This window comes from Rhabdobacter roseus, assembly GCF_014202275.1.
In the GTDB taxonomy this organism is placed as follows: domain Bacteria; phylum Bacteroidota; class Bacteroidia; order Cytophagales; family Spirosomataceae; genus Rhabdobacter; species Rhabdobacter roseus.
On sequence record NZ_JACHGF010000001.1, the window covers coordinates 1,028,284 to 1,051,170 of the forward strand.

At 54.4% G+C, this 22,887-nt stretch carries 22 protein-coding genes; 7 read left to right on the top strand and 15 right to left on the bottom strand.

What is annotated here, in order from left to right; translation table 11 throughout:
* Positions 1 to 42: 42 nt before the first annotated feature.
* Positions 43 to 1,101, top strand: a complete 1,059-nt coding sequence (locus HNQ92_RS04315; protein ID WP_184171408.1) for an AI-2E family transporter — start codon at positions 43 to 45, stop codon at positions 1,099 to 1,101.
* Between the two features lie 133 nt (positions 1,102 to 1,234).
* Here HNQ92_RS04315 and HNQ92_RS04320 read toward each other — a convergent pair whose 3' ends face one another.
* Positions 1,235 to 1,708, bottom strand: a complete 474-nt coding sequence (locus tag HNQ92_RS04320) for an META domain-containing protein (RefSeq protein WP_184171410.1) — start codon at positions 1,706 to 1,708, stop codon at positions 1,235 to 1,237.
* A 257-nt stretch (positions 1,709 to 1,965) separates the two neighbouring features.
* Here HNQ92_RS04320 and HNQ92_RS04325 point away from each other — a divergent pair, with 257 nt between their 5' ends.
* Positions 1,966 to 3,510, top strand: coding sequence for a sulfatase family protein (locus tag HNQ92_RS04325; RefSeq protein WP_246439604.1), 1,545 nt, complete (start codon positions 1,966 to 1,968; stop codon positions 3,508 to 3,510).
* Between the two features lie 79 nt (positions 3,511 to 3,589).
* Here HNQ92_RS04325 and HNQ92_RS29040 read toward each other — a convergent pair whose 3' ends face one another.
* Entirely contained in the window at positions 3,590 to 4,366 is a 777-nt protein-coding gene (locus HNQ92_RS29040; RefSeq protein ID WP_184171413.1) for a tail fiber domain-containing protein, read from the bottom strand.
* A 1,902-nt stretch (positions 4,367 to 6,268) separates the two neighbouring features.
* Here HNQ92_RS29040 and HNQ92_RS04335 point away from each other — a divergent pair.
* Complete coding sequence (locus HNQ92_RS04335) at positions 6,269 to 8,716, top strand: heavy metal translocating P-type ATPase (RefSeq protein ID WP_184171417.1); 2,448 nt, start codon at positions 6,269 to 6,271, stop codon at positions 8,714 to 8,716.
* Between the two features lie 97 nt (positions 8,717 to 8,813).
* The gene (locus tag HNQ92_RS04340; RefSeq protein WP_184171426.1) at positions 8,814 to 9,488 is read left to right on the top strand and encodes a class I SAM-dependent methyltransferase; all 675 of its coding nucleotides are present in this window, start codon (positions 8,814 to 8,816) and stop codon (positions 9,486 to 9,488) included.
* Between the two features lie 425 nt (positions 9,489 to 9,913).
* On the opposite strand, the gene HNQ92_RS04345 is transcribed toward HNQ92_RS04340, so the two are convergent.
* The 13 genes from HNQ92_RS04345 to HNQ92_RS04405 all read right to left on the bottom strand — a co-directional run bounded on the left by HNQ92_RS04345 (position 9,914) and on the right by HNQ92_RS04405 (position 18,979).
* Positions 9,914 to 10,480 carry a hypothetical protein gene (locus HNQ92_RS04345; RefSeq protein ID WP_184171428.1) on the bottom strand — a complete coding sequence of 189 codons (567 nt, stop codon included), beginning with the start codon at positions 10,478 to 10,480 and terminating at the stop codon, positions 9,914 to 9,916.
* A gap of 377 nt (positions 10,481 to 10,857) precedes the next feature.
* Positions 10,858 to 11,241, bottom strand: a complete 384-nt coding sequence (locus HNQ92_RS04350) for a DUF3037 domain-containing protein (protein ID WP_184171430.1) — start codon at positions 11,239 to 11,241, stop codon at positions 10,858 to 10,860.
* Entirely contained in the window at positions 11,219 to 12,016 is a 798-nt protein-coding gene (locus HNQ92_RS04355; protein WP_184171432.1) for a HipA family kinase, read from the bottom strand. The genes HNQ92_RS04350 and HNQ92_RS04355 overlap by 23 nt, the downstream gene beginning before the upstream one ends.
* A gap of 53 nt (positions 12,017 to 12,069) precedes the next feature.
* Positions 12,070 to 12,375 carry a DUF3817 domain-containing protein gene (locus HNQ92_RS04360; RefSeq protein ID WP_184171434.1) on the bottom strand — a complete coding sequence of 102 codons (306 nt, stop codon included), beginning with the start codon at positions 12,373 to 12,375 and terminating at the stop codon, positions 12,070 to 12,072.
* 2 nt (positions 12,376 to 12,377) lie between these two features.
* Positions 12,378 to 12,869: a hypothetical protein gene (locus HNQ92_RS04365; protein WP_246439605.1), complete on the bottom strand. Its 492-nt coding sequence runs from the start codon at positions 12,867 to 12,869 to the stop codon at positions 12,378 to 12,380.
* 46 nt (positions 12,870 to 12,915) lie between these two features.
* Positions 12,916 to 13,830, bottom strand: a complete 915-nt coding sequence (locus HNQ92_RS04370; protein ID WP_184171438.1) for a helix-turn-helix domain-containing protein — start codon at positions 13,828 to 13,830, stop codon at positions 12,916 to 12,918.
* A gap of 51 nt (positions 13,831 to 13,881) precedes the next feature.
* Positions 13,882 to 15,258 (bottom strand): hypothetical protein, encoded by a 1,377-nt coding sequence (locus HNQ92_RS04375; RefSeq protein WP_184171439.1) that lies wholly within the window; start codon positions 15,256 to 15,258, stop codon positions 13,882 to 13,884.
* Between the two features lie 80 nt (positions 15,259 to 15,338).
* Positions 15,339 to 16,121 carry an ABC transporter permease gene (locus HNQ92_RS04380; protein WP_184171442.1) on the bottom strand — a complete coding sequence of 261 codons (783 nt, stop codon included), beginning with the start codon at positions 16,119 to 16,121 and terminating at the stop codon, positions 15,339 to 15,341.
* Positions 16,118 to 17,026: an ABC transporter ATP-binding protein gene (locus HNQ92_RS04385; RefSeq protein WP_184171445.1), complete on the bottom strand. Its 909-nt coding sequence runs from the start codon at positions 17,024 to 17,026 to the stop codon at positions 16,118 to 16,120. The genes HNQ92_RS04380 and HNQ92_RS04385 overlap by 4 nt, the downstream gene beginning before the upstream one ends.
* A 184-nt stretch (positions 17,027 to 17,210) precedes the next feature.
* On the bottom strand, positions 17,211 to 17,753 hold the full coding sequence (locus tag HNQ92_RS04390) for a hypothetical protein (protein ID WP_184171448.1): 543 nt from the start codon (positions 17,751 to 17,753) through the stop codon (positions 17,211 to 17,213).
* Positions 17,754 to 17,790: 37 nt separating this feature from the next.
* Positions 17,791 to 18,321 (bottom strand): GNAT family N-acetyltransferase, encoded by a 531-nt coding sequence (locus HNQ92_RS04395; protein ID WP_184171451.1) that lies wholly within the window; start codon positions 18,319 to 18,321, stop codon positions 17,791 to 17,793.
* 11 nt (positions 18,322 to 18,332) lie between these two features.
* Entirely contained in the window at positions 18,333 to 18,728 is a 396-nt protein-coding gene (locus tag HNQ92_RS04400; protein ID WP_221307365.1) for a HepT-like ribonuclease domain-containing protein, read from the bottom strand.
* Positions 18,689 to 18,979: a nucleotidyltransferase family protein gene (locus HNQ92_RS04405; RefSeq protein WP_184171454.1), complete on the bottom strand. Its 291-nt coding sequence runs from the start codon at positions 18,977 to 18,979 to the stop codon at positions 18,689 to 18,691. The genes HNQ92_RS04400 and HNQ92_RS04405 overlap by 40 nt, the downstream gene beginning before the upstream one ends.
* A 366-nt stretch (positions 18,980 to 19,345) precedes the next feature.
* Here HNQ92_RS04405 and ccoS point away from each other — a divergent pair, with 366 nt between their 5' ends.
* The 3 genes from ccoS (at position 19,346) to HNQ92_RS04420 (ending at position 22,870) form a co-directional block, all read left to right on the top strand.
* The gene (ccoS, locus tag HNQ92_RS04410; protein ID WP_184171457.1) at positions 19,346 to 19,528 is read left to right on the top strand and encodes a cbb3-type cytochrome oxidase assembly protein CcoS; all 183 of its coding nucleotides are present in this window, start codon (positions 19,346 to 19,348) and stop codon (positions 19,526 to 19,528) included.
* A gap of 51 nt (positions 19,529 to 19,579) precedes the next feature.
* Complete coding sequence (ccoN, locus tag HNQ92_RS04415) at positions 19,580 to 21,745, top strand: cytochrome-c oxidase, cbb3-type subunit I (protein WP_184171460.1); 2,166 nt, start codon at positions 19,580 to 19,582, stop codon at positions 21,743 to 21,745.
* A 75-nt stretch (positions 21,746 to 21,820) separates the two neighbouring features.
* Entirely contained in the window at positions 21,821 to 22,870 is a 1,050-nt protein-coding gene (locus tag HNQ92_RS04420) for a cbb3-type cytochrome c oxidase N-terminal domain-containing protein (RefSeq protein ID WP_184171463.1), read from the top strand.
* The last annotated feature ends 17 nt before the right edge of the window (positions 22,871 to 22,887 follow it).

A 22,887-nucleotide genomic window follows, 5' to 3' on the forward strand; every position in this document is an offset into this window, starting at 1 on the left:
TACGGGATAAAAGTACCTTTGTCCTCTGTTGTGACCCTACCCATGAAGTACCCTTTACACCGAATCCTTACCTACCTGCTCGCGGGCGGACTGCTGCTGTACCTGGGGCGGCCCTTGTTAGTTCCGCTTAGTTTTGGACTTTTTATCAGCCTGTTGCTATACCCCCTTTGTGAGTGGATGGAGCGGCGGGGGCTGGGGCGTACGGCGGCGATTGCGCTAGGGCTGTTCAGCCTACTGATCCCGCTGACGCTGCTGGGGTACCTGCTGGTAAGTCAGTTGCTATCGCTGGGCAGTCTTTGGCCCGACATGAAGGAAAAGCTGGTAGTGGCCGCTACCGATCTGGGCGAGTACGTAGACCAGTCGCTGCAGATTAGCCGCAGCCAGCGCCAGCAGTGGATCCGGCAGGGCGTTGAGAGCTCGGCGGGTGACTTTTTCCGGTTTTTGCAAAGTACCCTTTCGGCTTCGGTTTCCTCGCTGGTTTTTCTGATCCTGGTCCCCATTTACAGCTTCCTGATCTTGCTCTACCGCGGGCGGCTGGTGCGGGCGGTAGAGATGCTGGTGGCGGCGGACTGGCGGCCCAAGGTACGTCCTATCCTGCGGCTTTCGATCCGGTCGTTTTTTGAGTTTATCAAAGGCATGTTGCTGGTGTACCTTATCGTGGGGTTACTTAACAGCATAGGGCTGTTGCTGCTGGGCATTCCGCACGCCCTGTTGTTTGGCTTCATTGCGTCCATTCTCACGTTTATTCCCTACGTGGGCATCATGATCGCGGCCCTGCCGCCCATCGCCGTTTCCTGGATTACCTACAACTCCATTGCCTACCCGCTGGGGGTCGTGGCCATTTATGCGGTAGTACAATACTTTGAGGCGAATCTGATTTTTCCGTGGGCGGTTGGTAGGCGTGTCAACCTCAACACACTGAGTACCATCGTGAGCATTGTGCTGGGGGGCATTGTGTGGGGAGGCGCGGGCATGATCCTCTTCATTCCGTTTGTGGCCATTGCCAAGCTTATTGCCGAGCAGGTGGAGGGCGCCGAGGCGCTGGTACTTTTGCTGGGCGATGATGAAGAAGCTCCGTTGCCCAAACAGCAGCCGGAGTAGGGGGGGATTAAAGGTTAAAAATCAGCCTATGTACAATAGCATCAGGCCGAAATTTTATTGATGACTATTTAGCGCTTATCGGGGCAAAGCAGCTTGCTATAAATAGAGAGAGGTGCAAGCAAATGAACAACGTCTAATCGACGGGCTGAAATAGCAGGTATTTCTTACGATCATAGTTTAGTTTTAGTCCTTTTTCTGAAATACTATAAGAGTTTACTCTAGGCATCGTTTGAAGAAACAAGGGGCCGTCAAGTACCTCGTTTGCTTCGGTCATGCTAAAAAAACGAGAAATTGTTAGGCCAACATTATCCGAAGAAAGGGCATATTCTCCGGCAGCATAATTGGATGCGGTGTGCCCTTCAATCAATCCATTGTTGGTAAATACTACCGTGTAGCTGATTGGAGATAAACGCTCTGCCTTCCTAATTTTATCTTTTGAATCGCCAAAGCCTACTAGCTGCCATTTTGTGCTCATTAGAGGGAAGTTAGCGTAGCTTGGGTTTTGAGGTATTTCCCGAAGAGGCACCAGATCCCCTTGTTGACAACCGCTTTGTGCTACTAAAAAAAGCAAGCTAAGTATAAGTCCGATTTTTTTTGATGATTTCATAACCTACGGAATTTCGTGTTATGTACAGAGTACCCGTCTATAAAACAGATCCCAACGCCACAAGAGTAAGAACAAGACAGATAGGATGAAAGGCTATACACTGAATAAGAATCTTGCACTAAAAATAAGGTATAAAAACATTAAGTACAATCGGATACACGTCACCATTGAGAGATAGGTCGATCGAAAAAGGCGCTGCTTGGTTAGATTTCCAGACTTTGTCCCTTTGTCTACTTACAAACAACCTGGTATCAATCATGCTTACAAAGTACCGTTGGATAATGGCCGGAGCGACGGTCGGGGCCATGATGGCTTTTACGACACTGCGCCCCGAGCCGCCCGCAAGTACCCCGCCCGCAACGCCCAAGAATATCATCTTTATTCTCTCCGACGACCACCGCTACGACGCCATGGGTTTTACGGGGAAGTTTTCGGGCCTGCAAACACCCGCCCTCGACCGCCTGGCGCGCGAAGGAGCGCACCTGGAAAACGCCTTCGTGAATACGGCCCTGTGCTCGCCGAGCCGCGCTACGATCCTGACGGGTCAGTACCCGCACACGCATACCATCGTGGACAACCAGGCCCCCACGCCCAAAGGCCTTACTTTTTTTCCGCAATATCTACAAAAGGCGGGCTACAAGACGGCTTTTCTGGGTAAATGGCACATGGGCAATACTGACGACATGCCCCAGCCGGGCTTCGACTACTGGCTGAGCTTCAAGGGCCAGGGCGTGTACTACAACCCAACCTTCAACATCAACGGCAAGCAGGTACCTCATAAGGATAGCGCCTACATCACCGACCTCCTGACCGACTACGCCCTGGAATGGCTCGGCAAGCAGGACAAGAAAAAGCCGTTCTTCCTGTACCTCTCGCACAAGGCGGTCCATGCTGAGTTCGAGCCCGCCCGGCGGCACCGGGGCGTCTACCGCAATACGCCGATCCAGTACCCGCCGAGCATGTACCTTACCAAGACGGATAGCAGCAAGATCTTTGGCCCGGTACCGAATCGTGACCCCGAAACCGGGGAGCTGAAGGTGAACATGAAAGACATGCCCGAGTGGCTGAAGCAGCAGCGCTACAGCTGGCACGGCGTGGACTATATGTACCACGGGCAGATCGAGTTCAACGATTTTTACCGCAGGTACCTCGAAACCCTCCTGGGCGTGGACGAAAGCGTGGCCCGCGTGATGAAGTGGCTGGAAGACAACAACCTGGCCGAAAACACGCTGGTGGTGTACATGGGCGACAACGGCTTCTCCTTCGGCGAGCACGGGCTCATCGACAAGCGCCACATGTATGAGGAGTCCATGCGGGTACCGTTGCTGGCCTGGTGCCCGTCGCTCATCAAAGCCGGAACCAAGGTACCCCAGGTGATCCAGAACCTGGACATTGCGCCGAGCCTGCTGGCCTACGCGGGGGTACCTAAGCCCAAGCAAATGCAGGGGGCGTCGTTTATTCCGCTGCTGAAAGGAGAAAAGGTAGCCAACTGGCGCGACCGCGCCTTCTACGAGTACTACTGGGAGGTAGCTTTCCCGCAGACGCCCACGATGTTTGGGGTACGTACCGACCGCTACAAGTTTATCTTCAACTACGGCGTCTGGGACGCCAACGAGCTCTACGACCTCCAGGCCGACCCCTACGAGGTAAACAACCTCATCCGCAGTCCCGAGCACCAGGAGATTGCCAAGCAGCTCCGCACCGAAATGTGGGACTGGCTGGAACAAACCGGCGGCCTGCAAATCCCGCTCAAGCCCGTTGATCACAAGCGCGGCGACAACCGCTTCCAGGGTACTTATTAGGTAGCTAAGGTACTTGCAAAAAAGCGGAGCTCACTTGTTTTAAGAACCGGTGGGCTCCGCTTCTATAAGTTTAGCGGAATTATTTTTGCGCGGAGACCTCACTTCGAAGTGCTTTCATCTCTTGCTGAAGTTCTTCAATAAGTCGAAGGGCATTTTCCGTTGTTGCTTTGATAAATTCATTTTCTGCTTGTAAAGCCTCATTCTTTTTATCCGCTTCCACAACGTAGAGCGTGAGCTCCTCGATCTTTTCCATCTGCTTGGCCAGCATCCCCGACACATCCACGCCCTGCTCGGCCAGCACCTGCGCCGAAGGAACGCCCGGCAGGTGCCGGTGCTCACGCAGGTAGCTTTCGACCTCGGCCAGGGGGCGCAAGCGGTAGCCCGGCTCAAAGACGCGGTCGGCCCACTCGTCGGCGGAGGTCAGCCGCACCACGGGCCGCTCCAGGCGGGCGTTGAGCCCGGCCAGTACCTGGCTTTGCTGCCCCAGTTGGCGCTGCTGCTCCTGCACGGCTTTCACCAGCGGTACCACAAACTCCCCGTAGCGCAGGCTGTAGGGCGTGCGCTCGTTGGCCGGAGCCACCACGCCGCTGAAATCGTAACCCACCGACCGGGCGGCGGCCTCTACTTCCTGAGCCAAAAAGCCCGAGTAGGCGATGCGCTGCTGGTTGGCGATGCCCGAGCGGGCGATCGAGTCGGTGAAGAGGGTATCGGCGGCGGAGCCGTGGATGAAGCGGTTGAGGTGGTCGATGTCCCAGTGGTAGGTGACGGGGCGTAGCTTGAGGATGAAGTCTAGGCCCGCGACGTTTTCCTGTACCTGCCGCTTGAAGCGTTGGTCGGAGAAATTGGACCAGCCCACCTGCCCGCCGATCTGGGTGACGTTGGAATTGCCCAGGCGAATTTGGTTGCTGGCGGTAGTGGCTGCTTCATTACCAAAAGCACCAGAATTAGTTAGGTCGGTTGTATTGGGCCCAGCGTGAAAGCCGTAGGCGGTATTATAACTACCTGTTGTATTATTAAATAGAGCCCTAGTGCCCAGAGCGGCATTATGAATTCCCGTCGTATTCTGATATCCCGTTTTACTACCGATCAGAATATTGTTATTTGCATTGTTACTTTGCCCAGTGCTATCGCCGATAAAAATATTATTACTACCAATTGGAACGGCAAATTGACCTGAGCCTTCGGGAGTTTTTAAGCCAGCAGAAGCCCCTATGGCAATATTGTTATTCCCGGAAGACCTTGTGCCAGCATAGTGCCCCACAAACACATTATATCCTCCACTTCCGGGAGAGCCCGCCCCATAACCTAAGGATGTATTATTCGAGCCTCCTCCAGAACTTCTGCCACGTGCATTAAATCCTCCCCCAGCTGCGTAACCTAAATAAGTATTATTATTTACACCTAGAGCTCCGGCTTCTGTACCAATACTGGTATTATTAGACCCCCAGGCATCAAGCCCGGCGTTGTTACCAATATAGGTATTGTTGTTTAGATTAAGATCGTCTATATTGTAGTAGTGCCAAAAGCTTCCTGCACTTCTTCCTAGATAGGTATTTCCTCCTCCTGATTTGGGAAAGTCACCCGCTCGGGTACCGATGGCTACGTTACTTTCTCCACTCTGAAAGTTAACACCTGCATCATTACCCATGAAGATGTTATTACTACTGTTTATGCTTTTGCCAGTATTATTTCCCAAAAAAATATTATTACTGCCTGTGGTATTGGCTAGGCCAGCACCTACCCCTATAGCAATATTACCATTGCCAACAGTATTGCCAAAAAGAGCTTTGTTTCCGAAGGCAGTATTAGATTCGCCAGTACTATTATTACTGCCCGCTTGAAGGCCCAAAAAAAGGCTATTGGCTTCGTTGGTTGGGATAATACCCGCCTTTTCGTTGTTTACTTTGAAAAGTAATGGCTGATTATCGGTCGTTCCTAGAAAATTTTGAGCAGGATCGGTTCCGGCGTTGCCGGTCGTTTTCCATACAATACTATTGCTATTCAGGCGTACCCATTGACTACCATTCCAGTAGTAGTAGCCGGGTTCTACGTTATTAGGAGCATTACCTGCCGTGGCCGTATTATAGACCAGCAGAGAGGTGGCCGGAGCAACTACGGGATTTGCCGAATTAAGAGCCGTTAGCGCAATGCGCGGAATAAGTACCCCTTTGTCCGTTGCGCTTACATCAAGCGAAGAAGAAGGGTCAGGGGGCGCTCCGGTGGTGTTGATACCCAGATTTTGGGCAGTAGCTATGCTACTAAATAAAAAAAGAGAAGCGAGGGCGACGAAGCGCCAGTGGTGGGAAAGTACATGCATATGGTTGGATAGGTTATATGACAGATTTTTATCAAATGTATGTAAAAGAACAAAATAGGAGAAGTGAAGTATGATAATAAGTAGGTGAAATTTACTAAAAAATAATCTTTTAGCGGATATTTTCCAGTTAATTATCTCCTCAAAAATCCAGTCAAGTACCTGCGGGGGATTTATTTTTTTATACTTGGGAAGACGAAGGTAATTGGACGCAGCATGACTCGGGAGAAATATTAAGAGGCCGGGCGGGGTACTTTATACCACTTCGCCACTATTTTTTTTGCGCAGGTAAGTTTCAAAAAGTACCCGAAAACTGACCAAAGTCAGTTTGGGTAGCCGCGCGGGGTCATCCGTTGGCAAGCGGGCCGTTGCCAATTTTGAACCCAAAAAAAGAGCATGTCAAAGGATACTTCATCAACGGCGGCTCACTGACCCAAACAACCCATGAAGAAGGACGAAATTACTCTCGAACCGGCCGTAACCGAAACCTGCTACCACTGCGGCGACGAATGCCGCGACGAGCCCATTCACCACGACGACCATAGCTTTTGCTGCGAAGGGTGTAAGCTGGTGTACGATGTACTCAAGGAGAACGACCTGTGCCAGTACTACCGCTTCGAGGATAGCAAGGGCATCTCGCCGGGGGCGGATCTGTACGAGGGGAAGTTCGACTACCTGGACCTGCCCGACGTGCAGCCCAAGCTGCTGGAGTTTACGGACGGGCGGCAGGCGCGGGTCAATTGGCTGGTACCTAAAATGCACTGTAGCTCCTGCATCTGGCTGCTGGAGCAGCTCCACCGGCTGCATCCGGGCGTGGTGGGTTCGGTGGTCAATTTCCCCGAAAAGAAAGTACGGATCAGCTACGACCCGACGCAAATCAAGCTCAGCGAACTGGCCGAGCTCATAGCACGCCTGGGCTACGAGCCCTACATCAGCCTCAAGGACGTAGAGGGCAAGGTACTTCAGAAATGGAACCGCACGCGGCTTTTCAAAATCGGCTTGGCGGGTTTTGCGTTTGGCAACATCATGATGCTGAGCCTGCCGGAGTACTTCGACCTGGGGCAGTCGTCGGAAGACCAAAACCTGCGGCTGATGTTTACGGGCCTCAACGTGCTGCTGTCGATCCCGGTGTTTTTTTACAGCGCGTCCGACTTTTTCGTGTCGGCCTGGAAAGCGCTGCGCGGCAGATACCTCAACATCGACGCGCCCATTGCGCTGGCGCTGCTGGGGGTCTTCTTGGTGAGCCTTTACCAGGTAGGTACCCAAACCGGCCCCGGCTACTTCGACTCGCTGGCCGGTGCGGTGTTCTTTATGCTGGTGGGGAGGTACTTTCAGGACAAAACCTACGCCAGTATTTCCTTCGACCGCGACTATAAATCGTACTTTCCGGTGGCGGTGGCCATGCTGAAAGAAGACGAAGAAACCCGCCTGCCCATCACCGACCTACGCCCCGGCGACCACATCCTGATCCGGAACCGCGAACTGGTACCCGCTGACGCCGTTCTGGCCAGTCCGCGCGCGATGATTGACTATAGTTTTGTGTCGGGCGAGGCCGAGCTCGTGGAGCGTCGCCAGGGCGACACCATCTACGCCGGTGGGCGGCAGGTGGGCCCGGCCGTGGAGATGGAGGTACTTCGGCGCGTGTCGCAGAGCTACCTGACGCAGCTCTGGAACAACGATACCTTTACCAAAGAAAAAGAAGACCAACACCAAACGCTGGCGGCCCGCATCAACCGGTACTTTTCGGTGATCGTGATGGCGCTGGCCGCCGTGACGTTTGTGTTCTGGATCAGTCGGGGGCAGGCCGAGATCGCCTTCAACGCCTTCACCACGGTGCTACTGGTGGCCTGCCCCTGCGCGCTGCTGCTGTCGTCGACCTTCACCAACGGCAACCTGCTGAGCCTGTTTGGGAAGTACCGTTTCTACCTGAAGAATTCGCACGCCATCGAGCGGCTTTCCGAAATTACCAGCGTGGTTTTTGACAAAACGGGTACCATGACCCTGGCCAACGAGGCCGAAGTACACTTTGTGGGGGAGGTACTTGCCGACGAAGAAAAAGCGATGGTGAAAGCCCTGGCAGCGCAGTCGTCGCACCCGCTGAGCCGCCTCGTGACGCAGTCGCTGGCCGAAGTACCTTTGAGCAAAAAAGCCCTGCTGGATTTTTGCGAAGTAGAAGGCGCAGGTACCTCGGCGACCTGGGGCAAACACGAAGTACGCCTGGGCTCGGCGCGCTGGGTGGGCAAGGGCGAAGAAGAGGTACTTGCTGATACCCGCAACCCGCGCGTGTACGTGGCACTGAACGGGCAGGTGCGGGGGTACTTTAACATCAAGAGCAAGTACCGCCCCGAACTGGCCGAGGCCGTTACGAACCTGCGCCAGGAAGGCTACGAGCTCTACCTGCTCTCGGGCGACAAACCCACCGACCGCGATTTGCTGAGTCCGCTCTTTGGGGGTACTTCCCGCCTGCATTTCCAGCAGAAGCCCGAGGACAAACTCCGCTTTGTGGCGCAGCTCCAGCAGGTTCATAACCAAAAGGTACTCATGGTGGGCGACGGCCTTAACGACGCCGGTGCCCTGCAGCAAAGCGACGTGGGCCTGGCCGTTTCCAACGACATCAACAACTTCTCGCCCGCCTGCGACGCCCTCGTGGAGGGCGACCGGCTGGCGCTGCTGCCGCGCTACATCCGGCTGGCGCAGGCGGGGCAGCGTATCGTCAAAACGAGCTTCGGGATCTCACTGATCTACAACGCCGTGGGGGTCTCTTTTGCGGTGGCGGGGCAGCTGACACCCGTCGTGGCGGCCATCCTGATGCCCATCAGTTCCATCACCATCGTACTATTTACGACCGCCGCAACCAACCTGGCCGCTCACCGCTGGATGAACGTGAAGTAGATTTTTCGGAAAAAAGTAGGTAAAAATTGGCCCTAAAAGGCCTACCTTTCAACGTCGTTTTCCTTCCTTCAGGAAACGACGATAAAAGACTATTTCCATGAAAAATGCTCAAGAATCTACCCCGCCCGACTGGCGCGAAGTAGCCCGACAACTGGGCAAGCCCGAAGGCGAAGCGGGCCTCAAAACGGCCCAGCAGATGAATAGTACCAACGCGGGCATGACGACCCGGGCCATTGCGCTGCTGCGCCTGCAAGACAACGAGCACGTGCTGGAGATTGGCCCCGGCAACGGCGCCCACGTACCCGAGCTGCTACAGCAAGCCCACCACCTGCACTACGACGGACTGGATATTTCGGATACGATGGTGGTCGAAGCTGCCCGCCTCAACGCGGGGCAGGCGCGGGTTGCGTTTGGGCTGTCAGATGGGCTACAGGTACCTTTCGAGGTAGGTACTTTTGACGCCATTTTTACGGTCAATACGGTGTATTTCTGGCAAGATCCGGCGGCCTACGCGGCCGAAATTCACCGCGTGCTCAGGCCCGGCGGTCGGTTCGTATTGGCTTTTGCGCACGCCGATTTCATGCAGAAACTACCCTTCACGCAGCACGGCTTTCAGCTTTACACCCCGGTGCAGGCGGAGGTACTTTTGCGGCATGCCGCTTTCGCGATCGACGAAATCGTGGAAGAAACCGAAACCATCCGTAGCAATACCGGCGAAACCCTACCACGCGAGCTGGTCTTTGTGGTAGCGCGGAAGGAGGCTAAAGGGTAGTTGGGGGGTATTTATTTTTAATAGTGTCTTGGCATTCCAACGGTGGGTGCGACCGCGCTGCGGTCGGATTTGTGCAGCTATTCATTGGCTATACACGTGGGATTCCGTTCCACGGCCGCCTCCGGAATCCATTTTATTGGCTTCCAACGGCAGCCGCGGCAGCGCCGTTGCACGTTTATAGAAAAATGAGCTCTCCCAGAACAACCCGACCCCAGCGGGGTCGCACTTTTTATGAGCATCACCAAGATAACCCCAACCACAGCTGCAAAAAATTGGCTGCACTCAGCTATTCATAAATCTCTCCCTTGCACTTAAATGGGAACGTTAGTACGGTGTCTTTTTTATGAAGGTAGAAAACCAGCTTTCCTTTGTGTTTATTGATGAGTGTAGATAAATTCTATAGACCTCTGTCCGGCGGAATAATGCTATCTCTTAACAAAATCAATTTGCTCGATTCCTCTATTCAAGCCCTTCCAAATCATGGGTCCTGACATGGTTTCCAAGGAAAAAGTTTCCAACATGAAACCAATTTGTTCAAGGAAGTATTCATCATTCTCCACAAGATGAGAACTACCAGGAGGATAATTGTACTGAATAAGGAAATAAGCTTTAGATCCTTCTTTCTTCTGATTGTAAAGCCACGGACCAGCTATTAGTTCAAACTGAACTGGGTATTTCTTTGCCTTGTATCGGATTTCTCCTTCATACCGACTAGGCTCAGAACCGTACTGGGTAGAGGACAGTGCTAAAGTCAATGTAGCAAAATCGATAAGTGTTGTATCCCTATTTAGCTTAAGTTCTGCATGATAAGGACTGCTTTGGCGTTTGATATGAACTTTCTTTATATCCCATGTACCAGTGATATGGGGCACCAACTTTTTGAGGAATTCTATTTTGGTTTGCTCATCTACCTTAGGAATAACGCCCCTATCTACTGAACACTGGCTAAAAAGGAAAACACCTATCAGGGTTGTCAACAATGTGCTTTTCATGTCAGTCATTCTTTGTTAAGATGTAATTAATTCTGGAAAAGGTGTCTTCCTTTTTTGTAAAAGGATGCCTGCCTGCTAAATAAAAACGATATTCATTCTTTGAGAACTTCGATACGATAATATTGCAAGAGTCAGGCCTTACATATTCAGCGGCTTCTTCGCAGGTAGCTTCACTAAAATTACTACATGAAGTACTTAGCAGACAAAATATGAAAAGCAGCTTATTTCGTTGTTTATTCATCTCATATTCATTTTGTGGCTCGTTCTCAACGGCCACGGCCGCCGCGGCAGCGCCGTTGCACGTTTATAGAAAAATGAGCATCCCCAAAACAACCCCGACCCCAGCGGGGTCGCATATTCTCCCAAGAACCAGAAATTCACTCCACCAACTGCCGGTACAGCCGGTCTAACGTGTCGGCGGCGTCGATACAGAGGCCGGGGTGGACGGCGGAAGTCTGGACGACGGTACTGCGCGCGGCCGTAAGCCAGCGAAAGCGCGAGGCCAGGGGTAGTTGGCCGATGGAACCGCCTTCGGCACGGCCCGCACAGATGCGCTCAAACGCCCGGAGGCGCTCGCGCAGCTCTGCGATGTCAACTTGAGCGGAAAAAGCGCGCAACCGCTCTTCGTTCAGCGTGTAGGTCGTCCGTAGAAAACCCTGGGCGGAGCAATACAGGATCACCCCTACGTTGAGGAACTCTTCGCGCGCCACGCAGGGCACCACGCGCACCACGGCGTACTCAAATACGTGCTTCTCTTGCATCCTGGGCGGCTTTGACAAAAATAGATGAATGAGCAAGGCGGGTCGTCAGGAACTGGACGTAAGCCTGACGGTGCTCCTGAGCCGACGCAAAAGGCGACTCCACGGTGAGCCAGTCGTCCGGGATCAGCGACACGATGGCTTGTAGCTGCTCGGTGGTGAGCAAGGTACGGTACTCAGCGTCGACGGCGTCGAGCTCGGTAGCCTGGGGCAGCAGTACGTGGTCTTTGATGAGCACAAAGGGGCTCCGGGCTTTTTCTTCCCAATGGTCCCACGCGTGATGGAAAAAAAACGACGCCCCGTGGTCGATGAGCCAAAGCTCCCGGTGCCACATGAGCATGTTGGTATTGCGGGCGGTGCGATCTACGTTGGTGATCAGGGCGTCGAGCCACACGATCTGCGAGGCCAGCCGGGCGTCCAGCGTGGTCACGAGCGGGTCGTAGGTGATGGCCCCCGAGAGGTAGTGCAACGCCAGGTTGAGGCCTTCGCTGGCGCGGAGCAGGTCCTGGATTTCCTCGTCGGGCTCGGTGCGGCCAAAGGCTTCGTCGAGTTCGGCAAAGACGATTTCGGGTATTCGCAGACCCAGTACCCGCGCCAGTTCCCCGGCGATGAGCTCCGCAATGAGCGCCTTCACGCCCTGGCCCGATCCGCGGAATTTGAGCACGTACATAAAGTCGTCGTCGGCCTCCACGATGGCGGGGAGGGAGCCGCCCTCACGCAGCGGCGTGACGTAACGGATCACCTGGACGGTGCGGAGCTGGGGCGGTTGGTGGGTCATAGGTACCGGATTGGGGCAACGCCACAAAGGTACTTTTTACCCAACAAAGTACCCTACTCCAGCCGACGCAGAATTTTCCGGTCGATGTAGAAAGTACCAAACGGCACGAGTGAAGCCACCAGTACCTTCCAGGTCGTGGCCCGAAACGACCAGCGCTGCTCGATCCCCAGCCGCAGGGCGTTGAACACAAACAGCAGGAAGAGCAGGCCGTGGACCGGCCCCAGCGCCTGCACCAGCGCCGGATTGCCGAACAAATGCTTGGCCGGGACGGCGACTCCCACCAGCAGCAGCAGCGAGGTACCTTCCAGCAAGGCCACGAGCCGCAGCCGCCCTACGGACGAAGAGAGGTAGTTTTTCATAACTAAAACGGACGAAAGTAGGGGCGTTGGGCCAGCGGAGAAAAGGGCCAGGGAATGGCCAGAAAAATGATCAGTAGCGCCAGGGAGTACCAGATCAGCATGGTTTTGAACTTCGCGGCGTCGGTGGGGCGGCGCTTGGCCAGCGCGGAGCCACTCGAAAGTACGCTGACCGCTGTAAACATGAGCCCGATGTGAATGAGCCCGAAAAACGTAAATTCCAGCTGCTGAATGGCTTCTTTGAAGTTGGACGTAAAGTACTTCACCACCGGACTGGTAAAGTACAGCGCGAAGCCAATCATTAGCTGTACCTGGGCGATGGTGGCCGTCCAGTGCCGGAGGGCGTTGTGGGTTTTGGTGAAGGTACCTTGGCCAAAGTACCCCCGCGCCGCCACGAAGAGCGCGCTCAGCAGGCTGGCAAGCACCAGCCAGCGAAAGAGGGAGTGAAAGAAGAGGAGCGAGGCGTACATGTGTTTATAGACTTTTTCTGGGGGCAAAGGTGGGGAAAGTACCCTGTCGGCACTAGGACGGATAACGCCGGTTTTAGGATTTTTCAATCATTTTTCGAAATTCCAGCGGCGTGGTTCCGGTGTGCTTTTTGAAAAGTCGACTAAAATACGACGGGTCCAAAAGTCCGATCCCGGCGGCTACGTCACTGATCGCTAGGGTACTTTGGTGCAGAAGTACCTTGGCTTCCAGCACCAGGGCCTCGTCGATCCACTGGCTGGCCGACTTGCCCGTTGCGGTTTTTACGGCTTTGTTGAGGTGGTTGGGCGTGATGCTGAGCCAGGAGGCGTAGTCGGTGACCCGGTGGTGAGTCCTGACGTGCGCAAACAGCAGCTCCCGGAAGCGGTTGGCAAGCCGCACCGCCTGGCTGGGGGTACTTCCCGCCGTAGGTTGGTAAGCGCGCTTGATTTCGCCCAGCAACGCCACCATATACGCCTGGATCAGCGCCGGATTACGGATGCCCTCGGCCGCGTAGAGTTCTAAAATGCGTTGAAAAAGCGGCTCCACCAAGGCGGAAGCCTTTTTGCCGAGCGGAATGCGCGGATGACCCCACACGTTCAGAAACTCGAATTCCTGCAACAGTTCGTTTTGGCCCCATTTCTCTGCCACGAAGTCGCTGTGAAACGTACACAGGTACCCCCGGTTGACGTCGGGGTGGCGAAACGAAAATATCTGTCCCGCCGCTACCACCAGGCACTCGTGGGCGTGGATGGTGTAGGTTTCGCCGCCGATGGTCATGATGGCTTCGCCTTCGGTGAGGTAGATCAGCGAATGGTTGGTGGAGCGCGAGGGCGGAATGGGTAGTTTCATGGTGCGGAACATATCCTGCACCCGCACCATGAAAAACGTATCGAAGCCGGGCTTGAGCAGCTCGTCCAGCGTCGGCTCGGCCCGGATATGTACCTCCCGGAACGAGTTTGTGTCGTGCAGTTTTATGTTGACGCTAGCCACGGGGAATTTTTCAAAAAAAAGAACGCTCCATGTACCCCATCGCGGGGTACTTTACGGGCTTGTTACTACCGCCGATTCTTCCCACTCTTTTTCGGTTAACGTATTGATAAAATAGTCGGTGATCTTAATTTCCGTTTCCTCAGCATCGCTGGTGTGAATTTCCGTAAAAGGAAACAAAACACCCGCTACCTCTTTAAAATTTTTATAAGCGACCTTGGTAACCTTCCCTTGCGAGGGAATTTCTTCTCCCGTAATACGGTACTTTTTATCAACCAACAGCTTGAGGGGCTTTCCCTGCACAAGGTACCTTAGTTCGTAGTCGCCGTTGGGGGCTACTTCCAAAGTACCTTTCTTCAGCTCGGCCAGGCGCGTGGTATGCAGTCCGGAAATTCCTGCGTAGCGGTTGGCTTCGCTTTCCTGAATGCGCGCCTGCTCCATGGGCGATTTTTTCCCCTGCATCCATTGCCAGCCCTCATTTCCCTCGCGGTATTGCACAAAAGCCAGCTTACCGGCTACCCTGACGTGGGCCAGGCTGCGAGGCTTTTGGTAGTCGTTGAGGTTGAGTAGCACCATGCCCCGCGCCTGCGACACCACCTTTACGTCCCGGATGGCGTCGATAGCCCGGCCGCCGTGCACTTCTTTTACTTTATTCAGAAGCTCGGCCACCGAGGGTAGTTTTTCCGACTCGTCCGGCTTTTGAGCGGCTTCTTTGGGGGTACTTTTCTCTTTTTCTTCTACATAAATGCGTCCGTCGATCACGGCGATTCGCTCGCGGCTTTTGGAGAAAAAGAAGCTGTGTTTCTCGGTTTGGCCGTTGCTGTATTTTAGCTGAAGTACCCCGTCTTTATACGTGTAGGTACCTCCGCTTTCGTCTTTGTTATTGGTACCACCGCCGATGTTGTCGCCCGTAATGAGTACCGTGCCCTGGTGCTCCCGGCTGAAGCTCCCTTTGCCGTCGAAGCGAATGAAGTTTTGGCTGAAAGTACCTATGTAAGGAGTGCCGCTCAGGCCACCGCCCGTGCTGGTACCGCCGCTGGTTTTGTAGCCGAGGGCGGGTAGGTTGCCGTTCATTTCCAGGCGCATCAGGATGGTACTTCCACTCTTTAGATGACCCTTGGAGGTTCTTTCGTAGGTATCGCTCTTTTTATTGTTATTGTAGGTCAAAATTACCTCGTTACCCTTCACCACGTACTTACCCTTCACGGCGGTTTTCCAGTCTTCTTCGTCCAGCTCATCCGTGAAAGTACCATCCTTGCGTAGATAAACGGCCATGTCGTCGCGCTGTAAACTACCCCCGCCCATGGCGCTGAACCGCACGCCCAGCCCGCCGTACACGCCCTCCACCGACTGCGAGTTGCAGGAAAGAATGGCACAAAAAAACAGCCATTGCCCCAGCCAAAGGGCATACCGATAACCTCTCTTTTTCATGGTTTTTAGTGTTGATGATGACCAAATATAGGTAATAGCGCTTACGGGCGCAACCTTGGTCAAGGGGTACTTGAGAAGTACTACTTGGTATGGTCGGCGTGGTTCCAATAAAAAAGCGTAGCCCCGTAGCCCGCCAAACTGGTCAACAGCAGCAGCAGGTAGCTCCCGGTGGGAAGCGCATTTCCTCCGCCCAGTCCGCTGAAAAGCCCCGGTACCGACCAGGGAAAGTAGGAGCCAAAACCCGTAGCGGCGATGACCTGCGCAAAGACCAGTGTGAGGGCCACGAAGCCCAGGGGGGCCAGGTACCCTTTGCCCCAGAGGGCAAAGAACGCCAGGGGCGTACCGAGGACGGCGGTGAGCAGGGTAGTAAGGGCATAAATGGGTAGCTGGTGGCGCAGCAGGGGGAGGTCGGGCGCGGGGAGCTGGAGCAACGTGCCCAGCAGGGTACCTACCGCCAGGTTGGAGACGGCCAGCGCCAGGCACCACAGGCCGTACACGATAAATTTGGCGTTCAGGATGGCCGTACGGGAGGTAGGGAGCGCCAGGAGGTCCTTGGCGGTGCCGTCGGAGTGTTCCCGACCAAACAGCCAGCTGGCCACAAAGCCGAACACCAGCACGCCCCCCACACCCACGGCCTGCGTGAGCAGCCCCAGGTAGGAGGGCCAATCGGTCGAGAAATCCATGAGCTGGGCCTTGGCCCTCAGCGCGCTGGACTGGGCCATGATCTCGGGTTCGCGCAGGATGAGGATGAACACACCGCCCATGACGGGAGCCAGGGCAAAGGCCACAAAAGTAACCCACACGATGCTCGCGTGCCGGTTTTTGAGGAGTTCGGCTTTCAGGGCAGGTAGGAGGGCGTTCATGCGGGGCGGTTTCGGATGATGCGTAAAAAGTACCTTTCCAGGTCTTCCTCCCAGCGGTAGAGCTGCCGGGGCGAGTACCCTTTTTCTACCAGTACCTGGGCTATTTTTTCGGGCTGTTCCAGGGCGGTGGGGTCCGTTATTTCCAGCTCGTTGGCTTCGTTGAGCCGCACTTGGTAGCCTAAGGTACTTAGCTGCCGGAGGGCGCCGGGGTTGTCGAGGGTACTTACGATGAGCTTGCGGTGCAGGCGTTGGGTCAGCTCCTGGTTAGTCAGCTCCTGCACGAGTCGCCCCTCGTGGATAATCCCCAGGCGGGTAGCTACCTTGGCGATTTCGCCCAGGATATGGCTGGAAAGAAACACCGTGGCGCCCTGCGCGACCAGCGCTTGCAGGAGCTGCCGTACCTCCACGATACCCTCAGGGTCCAGGCCGTTGGTGGGTTCGTCGAGCAGGAGAAGTTGGGGCTGATGCAGCAAGGCTTTGGCCAAGCCCAGCCGCTGTTGATTGCCCAGCGACAGGTTTTTGGCCTTGGTGTGCGCGTAGGTACCTAGCTTGAGCTGGTCGATGAGGGCGGGGATTCGTTTCGGGTCTTTGAGCCGCCGGAGCTGGTAGTATACTTGCAAATTTTCGACCACGGAAAGGTCGGGGTAAGCGGCGGGCGTTTCGACCAGGTACCCTACGTCGTTCCAGGCGTCAAAGCGCGCGCTTAGCTTTTTCTCAAACAGGTACACCTCGCCCTGGTCGGGCCGGATCAGGCCCAGGAGCATCCGGATCAGCGTCGTTTTACCGGCTCCGTTTAGGCCCAGAAAGCCGTAAATTTCTCCCGGCTGTACCCGAATGGAAATACCATCGACGGCCAGCGTGGGGCCGAAGCGTTTGGTAAGGGAGTGGGTACGTAGTACTTCCAAGAGGGGATTTTTGAAAAAAGTGTACGGTGATTCTCTTTTATTCGGGTCGGTTGTTCGCGTTTTTATTTCGCTGGTTTGCGTTTACTTGTTGGTTCGCGTTTGCAACGCGAATCTTAAGCTACTATTATTTTTCAAATCTGCTAGTTTGCGTTTTTAACGCGAACCAACAAGCCACGGTTAGTCTTCACCCCAACCCCCCCGTTGCTTGTAAATACCCCATCGTGGACATAAGCATAATGAGTACGACCAGGAAGATTGAGGCCGGCAAAAACCAACGTTTGTCGAATGCATACCAAAGCTGAAGAATAAAAACCAGAAGCGCAATGTACAGCAGCGTTTCGGGAATGCCGAGTAGGTGGTATTGTACGGGCAAAATCGTATAAATGTAGCCTTCAAAAGAGCCGGGCGAGGGGCCAATAGTCGAGATATACGAAAGACCCAGAAGCAACCAGGCTAGTTTGAGCATACCGTGACGCTCGCTGAGGAAAACGTGCCGGAAAGGAAGCAAAACGAGTGCAATGATTATGCCACGAATTACCTGTAAAGCCGGTCCCAGGGCCACCAGGGGGTCATCGACCTGCCGCATGAAGCCCGACAAGAATTCGGAGGCGTAATGCTCTTTGTAGTTTAGGAAAGTCACGGCAAAGAGGCCTGCTATGAAATAAGCGATGGTATGGGCCGCGGCAACCCGCCAGATAAAGGGGGCGGTTTGGGTTTGATTTTTCAAGGGGCGCTTTTATATAAAATACAACATGAAAAAGTACCTAGCTGTGCGCCTCCCACGTGCGGCGGTCGAGGCGGTATACGAGGCAATCGTCTTCGTCGAACGTTCTCTTTTCTACGAATTCAAAGCCCAGGCGCTCGTAAAATCGGTGCGCCCGCGTGTTGCTTTCGAGCGGGTCGATGAGTACGGCCGTCACGTGTTCGTCGGCAAAGCAGCGGGCGAGGGCCAGTTGCATCATCACGGTTCCGTAGCCCTGGCCCAGATCCTCGGCTTCGCCGATCCAGATGTCGATGGCACGGAGGTTGGTGGGTACCTCGCCCCAGTAGTGCGTTTCTTCTTCGGCGGGGTCGATGATCTGGATAAAACCCAGCGGCCGCCCGTTGAGCTCGGCGATGAGTTGTTCGCGCCAGGGTGGGTTGCGGGGCAGTTCTTTTTCCCATTCCCAATCGTCGTCTGGGTCGGCCTGGATGCTGTGCGGCTGCTCGTCCCAATGCCGAAGTACCTCCAGGTCATCGGGCGTAGCGGGGCGTAGTGTGATGGCTAAGTTTGTATGTTTTTTTGATTCAACCACGGAGTATTTCTTCAGGATTGATTCTTTTTCTCTTCGTTAAGTAGCTTCACAAGCTGGGCTCTATTCTCCACTAAATGATCCTCCGCAATTTCCCATAGAATCTGAGGGTCAATAGTATGGTATTCGTGTGCGGCGAAGTTTCGTAACCCATACATTTGCTTCCAAGGCACCTCTGGATATTTTCTCCAAATGGTTTTAGGTACTTGATTGGCGGCTTCTCCAATAATTTCGTAGTTTCTGGTAACGGCATCAATGACCATGTCATTTTGCAAAAAATCCGAAAGTCCATCAACAGTATTTAGATAAAGTAAAATCTTGTCAATTGCTTCTACCATATCCTTTATAAAAGCTACGTAATCTCTATTTTTCATAAGTACCTCACTTGCTTTAGGATCGCTTGCTTCCATTGTTTTTTTAGCGATCTCTCGGTCACCAGGTCGATTTTTCTCCCTACGACCGATTCTAGATATTCTTTTAGATCAAAAAACTTCCATCCAATCTTTCCGCTGAATTCTACCAAAATATCTACGTCCGAATCCGCTCTGTAATCTCCGTTGGCAAAAGAGCCAAAGTACCCAATCTGCTTGACGCCAAACTCTTTTTGTAAATAGGGTTTTACGGCCCTGATTTTGGTTTCTATTTCTTGAGTTGGATTCATGTTTTCGAAGTCTTTTTATCCAAAAGGTATAAAGAAAATTCTTAGAGTGACAAAATACATACTCAAACTACCTTAGCTCATCATTGTCCTTATTGCTAAACCCGTAGAGATCGCTTGGTTTGCCTTTATGTCTCCCAATATACCTCTTTCTCCCCAACCCAAAGTACCCCGTCACCAAAAAATACTGCCTAAGTACCCCGCTAACTACCTCAGTATCTTTACGTAGGTACCTGGGAGGTGCCTTGCGCTTCGTCCTTTCCTGATCAAAGTCAGTTTTTAGGCCGTACGTCCCTCATCATCCGGGGGCGGGGCGCGCCGTAGTTTTGGGCTTGGAAAAACACCCATTCAACCCCAATCTAGAAAGACATGAGCGCTCTGTATATTCTCGTCGGTTTTAGCCTATTAGCGGCCCTGGGCTTTCTGGGGGCTTTTGTGTGGGCGGTACGCAGCGGCCAGTTCGACGACGACTACACGCCCTCGGTCCGGATCCTGTTTGACGACACGTCCGAAAGTACCCCGCCGTCCCCGAAAAAAACACCTAACCAATAAATTACCTCCCAATCCGCTACATCTCTCCATTTAACTATTCATTCTTTTACCATGACAAACCTAGTTAATCCAGGTACCGCGTCCGTCGATTTGGATGAGTTTCAGTACGACAACAAGATCGTCCGGAACTTCGCCATCGCTACCGTCGTGTTCGGGCTCATCGGGATGTTGGTCGGGACGCTCATTGCCTTTCAGCTGGCGTTTCCGTTCCTGAACTTCGAGCTCTCGTACACCACCTTCGGGCGGCTGCGTCCGCTGCACACCAACGCCGTCATTTTCGCGTTTGTGGGCAATGGCTTCTTTGCGGGCCTTTACTACTCGGCCCCGCGCGTACTCAAAACCCCCATGTGGAGCCGCGCGCTGAGCCAGTTTCACTTCTGGGGCTGGCAGCTCATCATTCTGGCGGCGGCCATTACCATTCCGTTGGGGCTCACTACCGGCAAAGAATACGCCGAGCTGGAGTGGCCCATCGACCTGGCCATTGCGGTGGTGTGGGTAGCGGCCATGATCAACCTCGTGATGACCATGATCAAACGCCGCGTGGAGCACATCTACGCCGCCGTGTGGTTTTACGTAGCCTCGTTTGTGGCCGTAGCCATGCTGCACGTAGTGAACAGCGCCGCGCTTCCCATTTCTTTTTTCAAAAGCTACTCTTGGTACGCCGGGGTGCAGGACGCGCTGGTGCAGTGGTGGTACGGCCACAACGCCGTGGCGTTTTTCCTGACAACCCCCTACCTGGGCCTGATGTACTACTTCCTGCCCAAGGCCGCCAACCGGCCCATTTATTCCTACCGGCTGTCGATTGTACACTTCTGGGCGCTGATCTTCCTGTACATCTGGGCGGGCCCGCACCACTTGCTCTACAACGCCCTGCCCGACTGGGCCCAAACGCTCGGTACCGTGTTCTCGATTATGCTGATCGCGCCCTCCTGGGGCGGGATGATCAACGGGCTGTTTACGCTGCGCGGCGCCTGGGACAAAGTACGTGAGGACGTAGTCTTGAAATTCATGGTGGTGGCCATTACGGCCTACGGAATGGCTACCTTCGAAGGGCCGATGCTGTCGCTGAAAAACGTCAACGCCATCAGCCACTTCACCGACTGGACCGTGGCGCACGTACACGTAGGAGCCCTGGGCTGGAACGGCTTCCTAACCTTCGGGATTCTGTACTGGCTGATCCCGCGCCTGTATAACCGCCCGCTGCACTCGCAGAAGCTGGCCAACTTCCACTTCTGGATAGGTACCTTGGGCATCCTGTTTTACGCCATCCCCATGTACTGGGCGGGCTGGACGCAGAGCTCCATGTGGAAAGAATTTACGGAAGAAGGGCTTCTCAAGTACCCCAACTTCCTGGAAACCGTGACGCAACTCGTGCCGCTGTACGTACTACGGGGCATTGGCGGGGTACTTTACCTGGTGGGTTTTTGCACGATGATCTACAATCTGCTGGCTACGGCCGCCAACGGCAAACTAGTAGCCACCGAAACCGCCAAAGCACCGGCGCTGGCGAGCATTTGGCACGCCAACAAAGGCGAGCACTGGCACCGCAAAATATTTGAGCGCAAGCCCGTATTCCTGACCATCATGGCCCTGGTAGCCGTAGCGGTGGGGGGGATCATCGAGCTGGTACCTACCTTCCTCGTCGACTCCAACGTACCCACCATCGCCAGCGTGAAGCCTTACACACCGCTGGAACTCCAGGGCCGCGACATCTACGTACGGGAAGGCTGCTACGTATGCCACTCGCAAATGATACGTCCCTTCCGCGACGAAATTGAGCGCTACGGCGAGTACTCCAAAGCCGGGGAATTTGTGTACGATCACCCCTTCCAGTGGGGTTCGAAACGCACCGGACCCGACCTGCACCGCATCGGTGGAAAGTACCCCGACTCCTGGCACTTCAACCACATGGAAGACCCCACCAGCATGTCGCCGGGCTCCATCATGCCGCCTTACCCCTGGCTCCTGGAAGACGAACTGGATACCACCAACACGGCCGCCAAGATCCGGGCCATGCAGACGATGGGGGTACCTTACGAGGAAGGGTATGACCAAATCGCGAACCAGGACCTGAACCAACAGGCCGAGAAGATCACCGCAAGCCTGAAGCAGAATGGCATCAAGACCAAATCCAACAAGGAGATTGTGGCCCTGATTGCGTACCTGCAACGAATGGGTACCGACATCAAAGCCGAGCAGGGCGTGGCGCAGAAATAAGCTAGAAACTCACTGCCGGGGGAAGAAACCGTTTCATCTCCGAATTCTTTCCCCGGTATTTTAAAAAATACAACTATGAAATTCCGTAACTACCTCGAATCCATTGCGGGCGTGAGTATCTACCCGCTGATTTCGCTCGTGATTTTCTTTGCCTTCTTCGTGATCCTGCTCGTGTACGTATTCCGCATCGACCGCAAGAAGATCGACCGCATGAAAAACATACCGCTGGAAGACGGCCTGGTTCGTAAAAATATCCTGAGCCTGCTGGCCTTGCTGCTGGTAGCGCCCCTAGCCAACGCGCAGGGCGAAACGCCCGCCCGCGACGGCGCGGAGCTGATGATGTACCTGGTGCTGGGCCTGCTGGGGGTGTTGATCGTGGTGCTCGTCGTGGTGCTGGTACAGATGCTGGAGCTGCTCAAAAAACTTACGACCACCCGCCCGAGCGCTACGGAAGCGGCAGCCTCTACGTCCTGGTTTAGCGAAAACTGGTGGATGAAGTTTGGTGGATTCAGCGTGTCGCTGACCGAAGAGGAGAAAATCCTGATCGCCGACCATGACTACGACGGCATTCACGAGCTCGACAACCGGATGCCGCCCTGGCTGCAGTTTCTGTTTGTAGGTACCGTAGTGATCGCGATCCTGTACGGTCTGTATTTCCACTTCCTGGGCTGGGGTGACTTGCAGCAGGCGGAGCTGGACAAGGAGCTGGCCGCCGCCGCCGTACAGAAGGAGGCTTACCTGGCCAAGGTAGGCGCGAGCATCGACGAAAACTCGGTAACAATGCTGGATAACGAAGGCAAACTCAAAGAGGGCGGCGTGATCTACCAGGAAAAATGCGCCGCCTGCCACGCCGCCGACGGCGGCGGTGGCGTGGGCCCCAACCTTACCGACGGCTACTGGCTCCACGGCGGCTCCATCCAGGCGGTATTCAAAACCATCAAGTACGGGATTCCCGAAAAAGGGATGATTGCCTGGGAAAAGCAACTACCTCCGGCCGAGATGCAAAAAGTAGCCAGCTACATCATGACGCTGCAAGGTACCCGTCCCCAAACGCCCAAGGAGCCGCAGGGAGAGCTTTACATCAAAGCCACCGTTGCGGGTGACAGTACCTTGGCGCTGCGCTAAGTTCACGGACTTTCTGC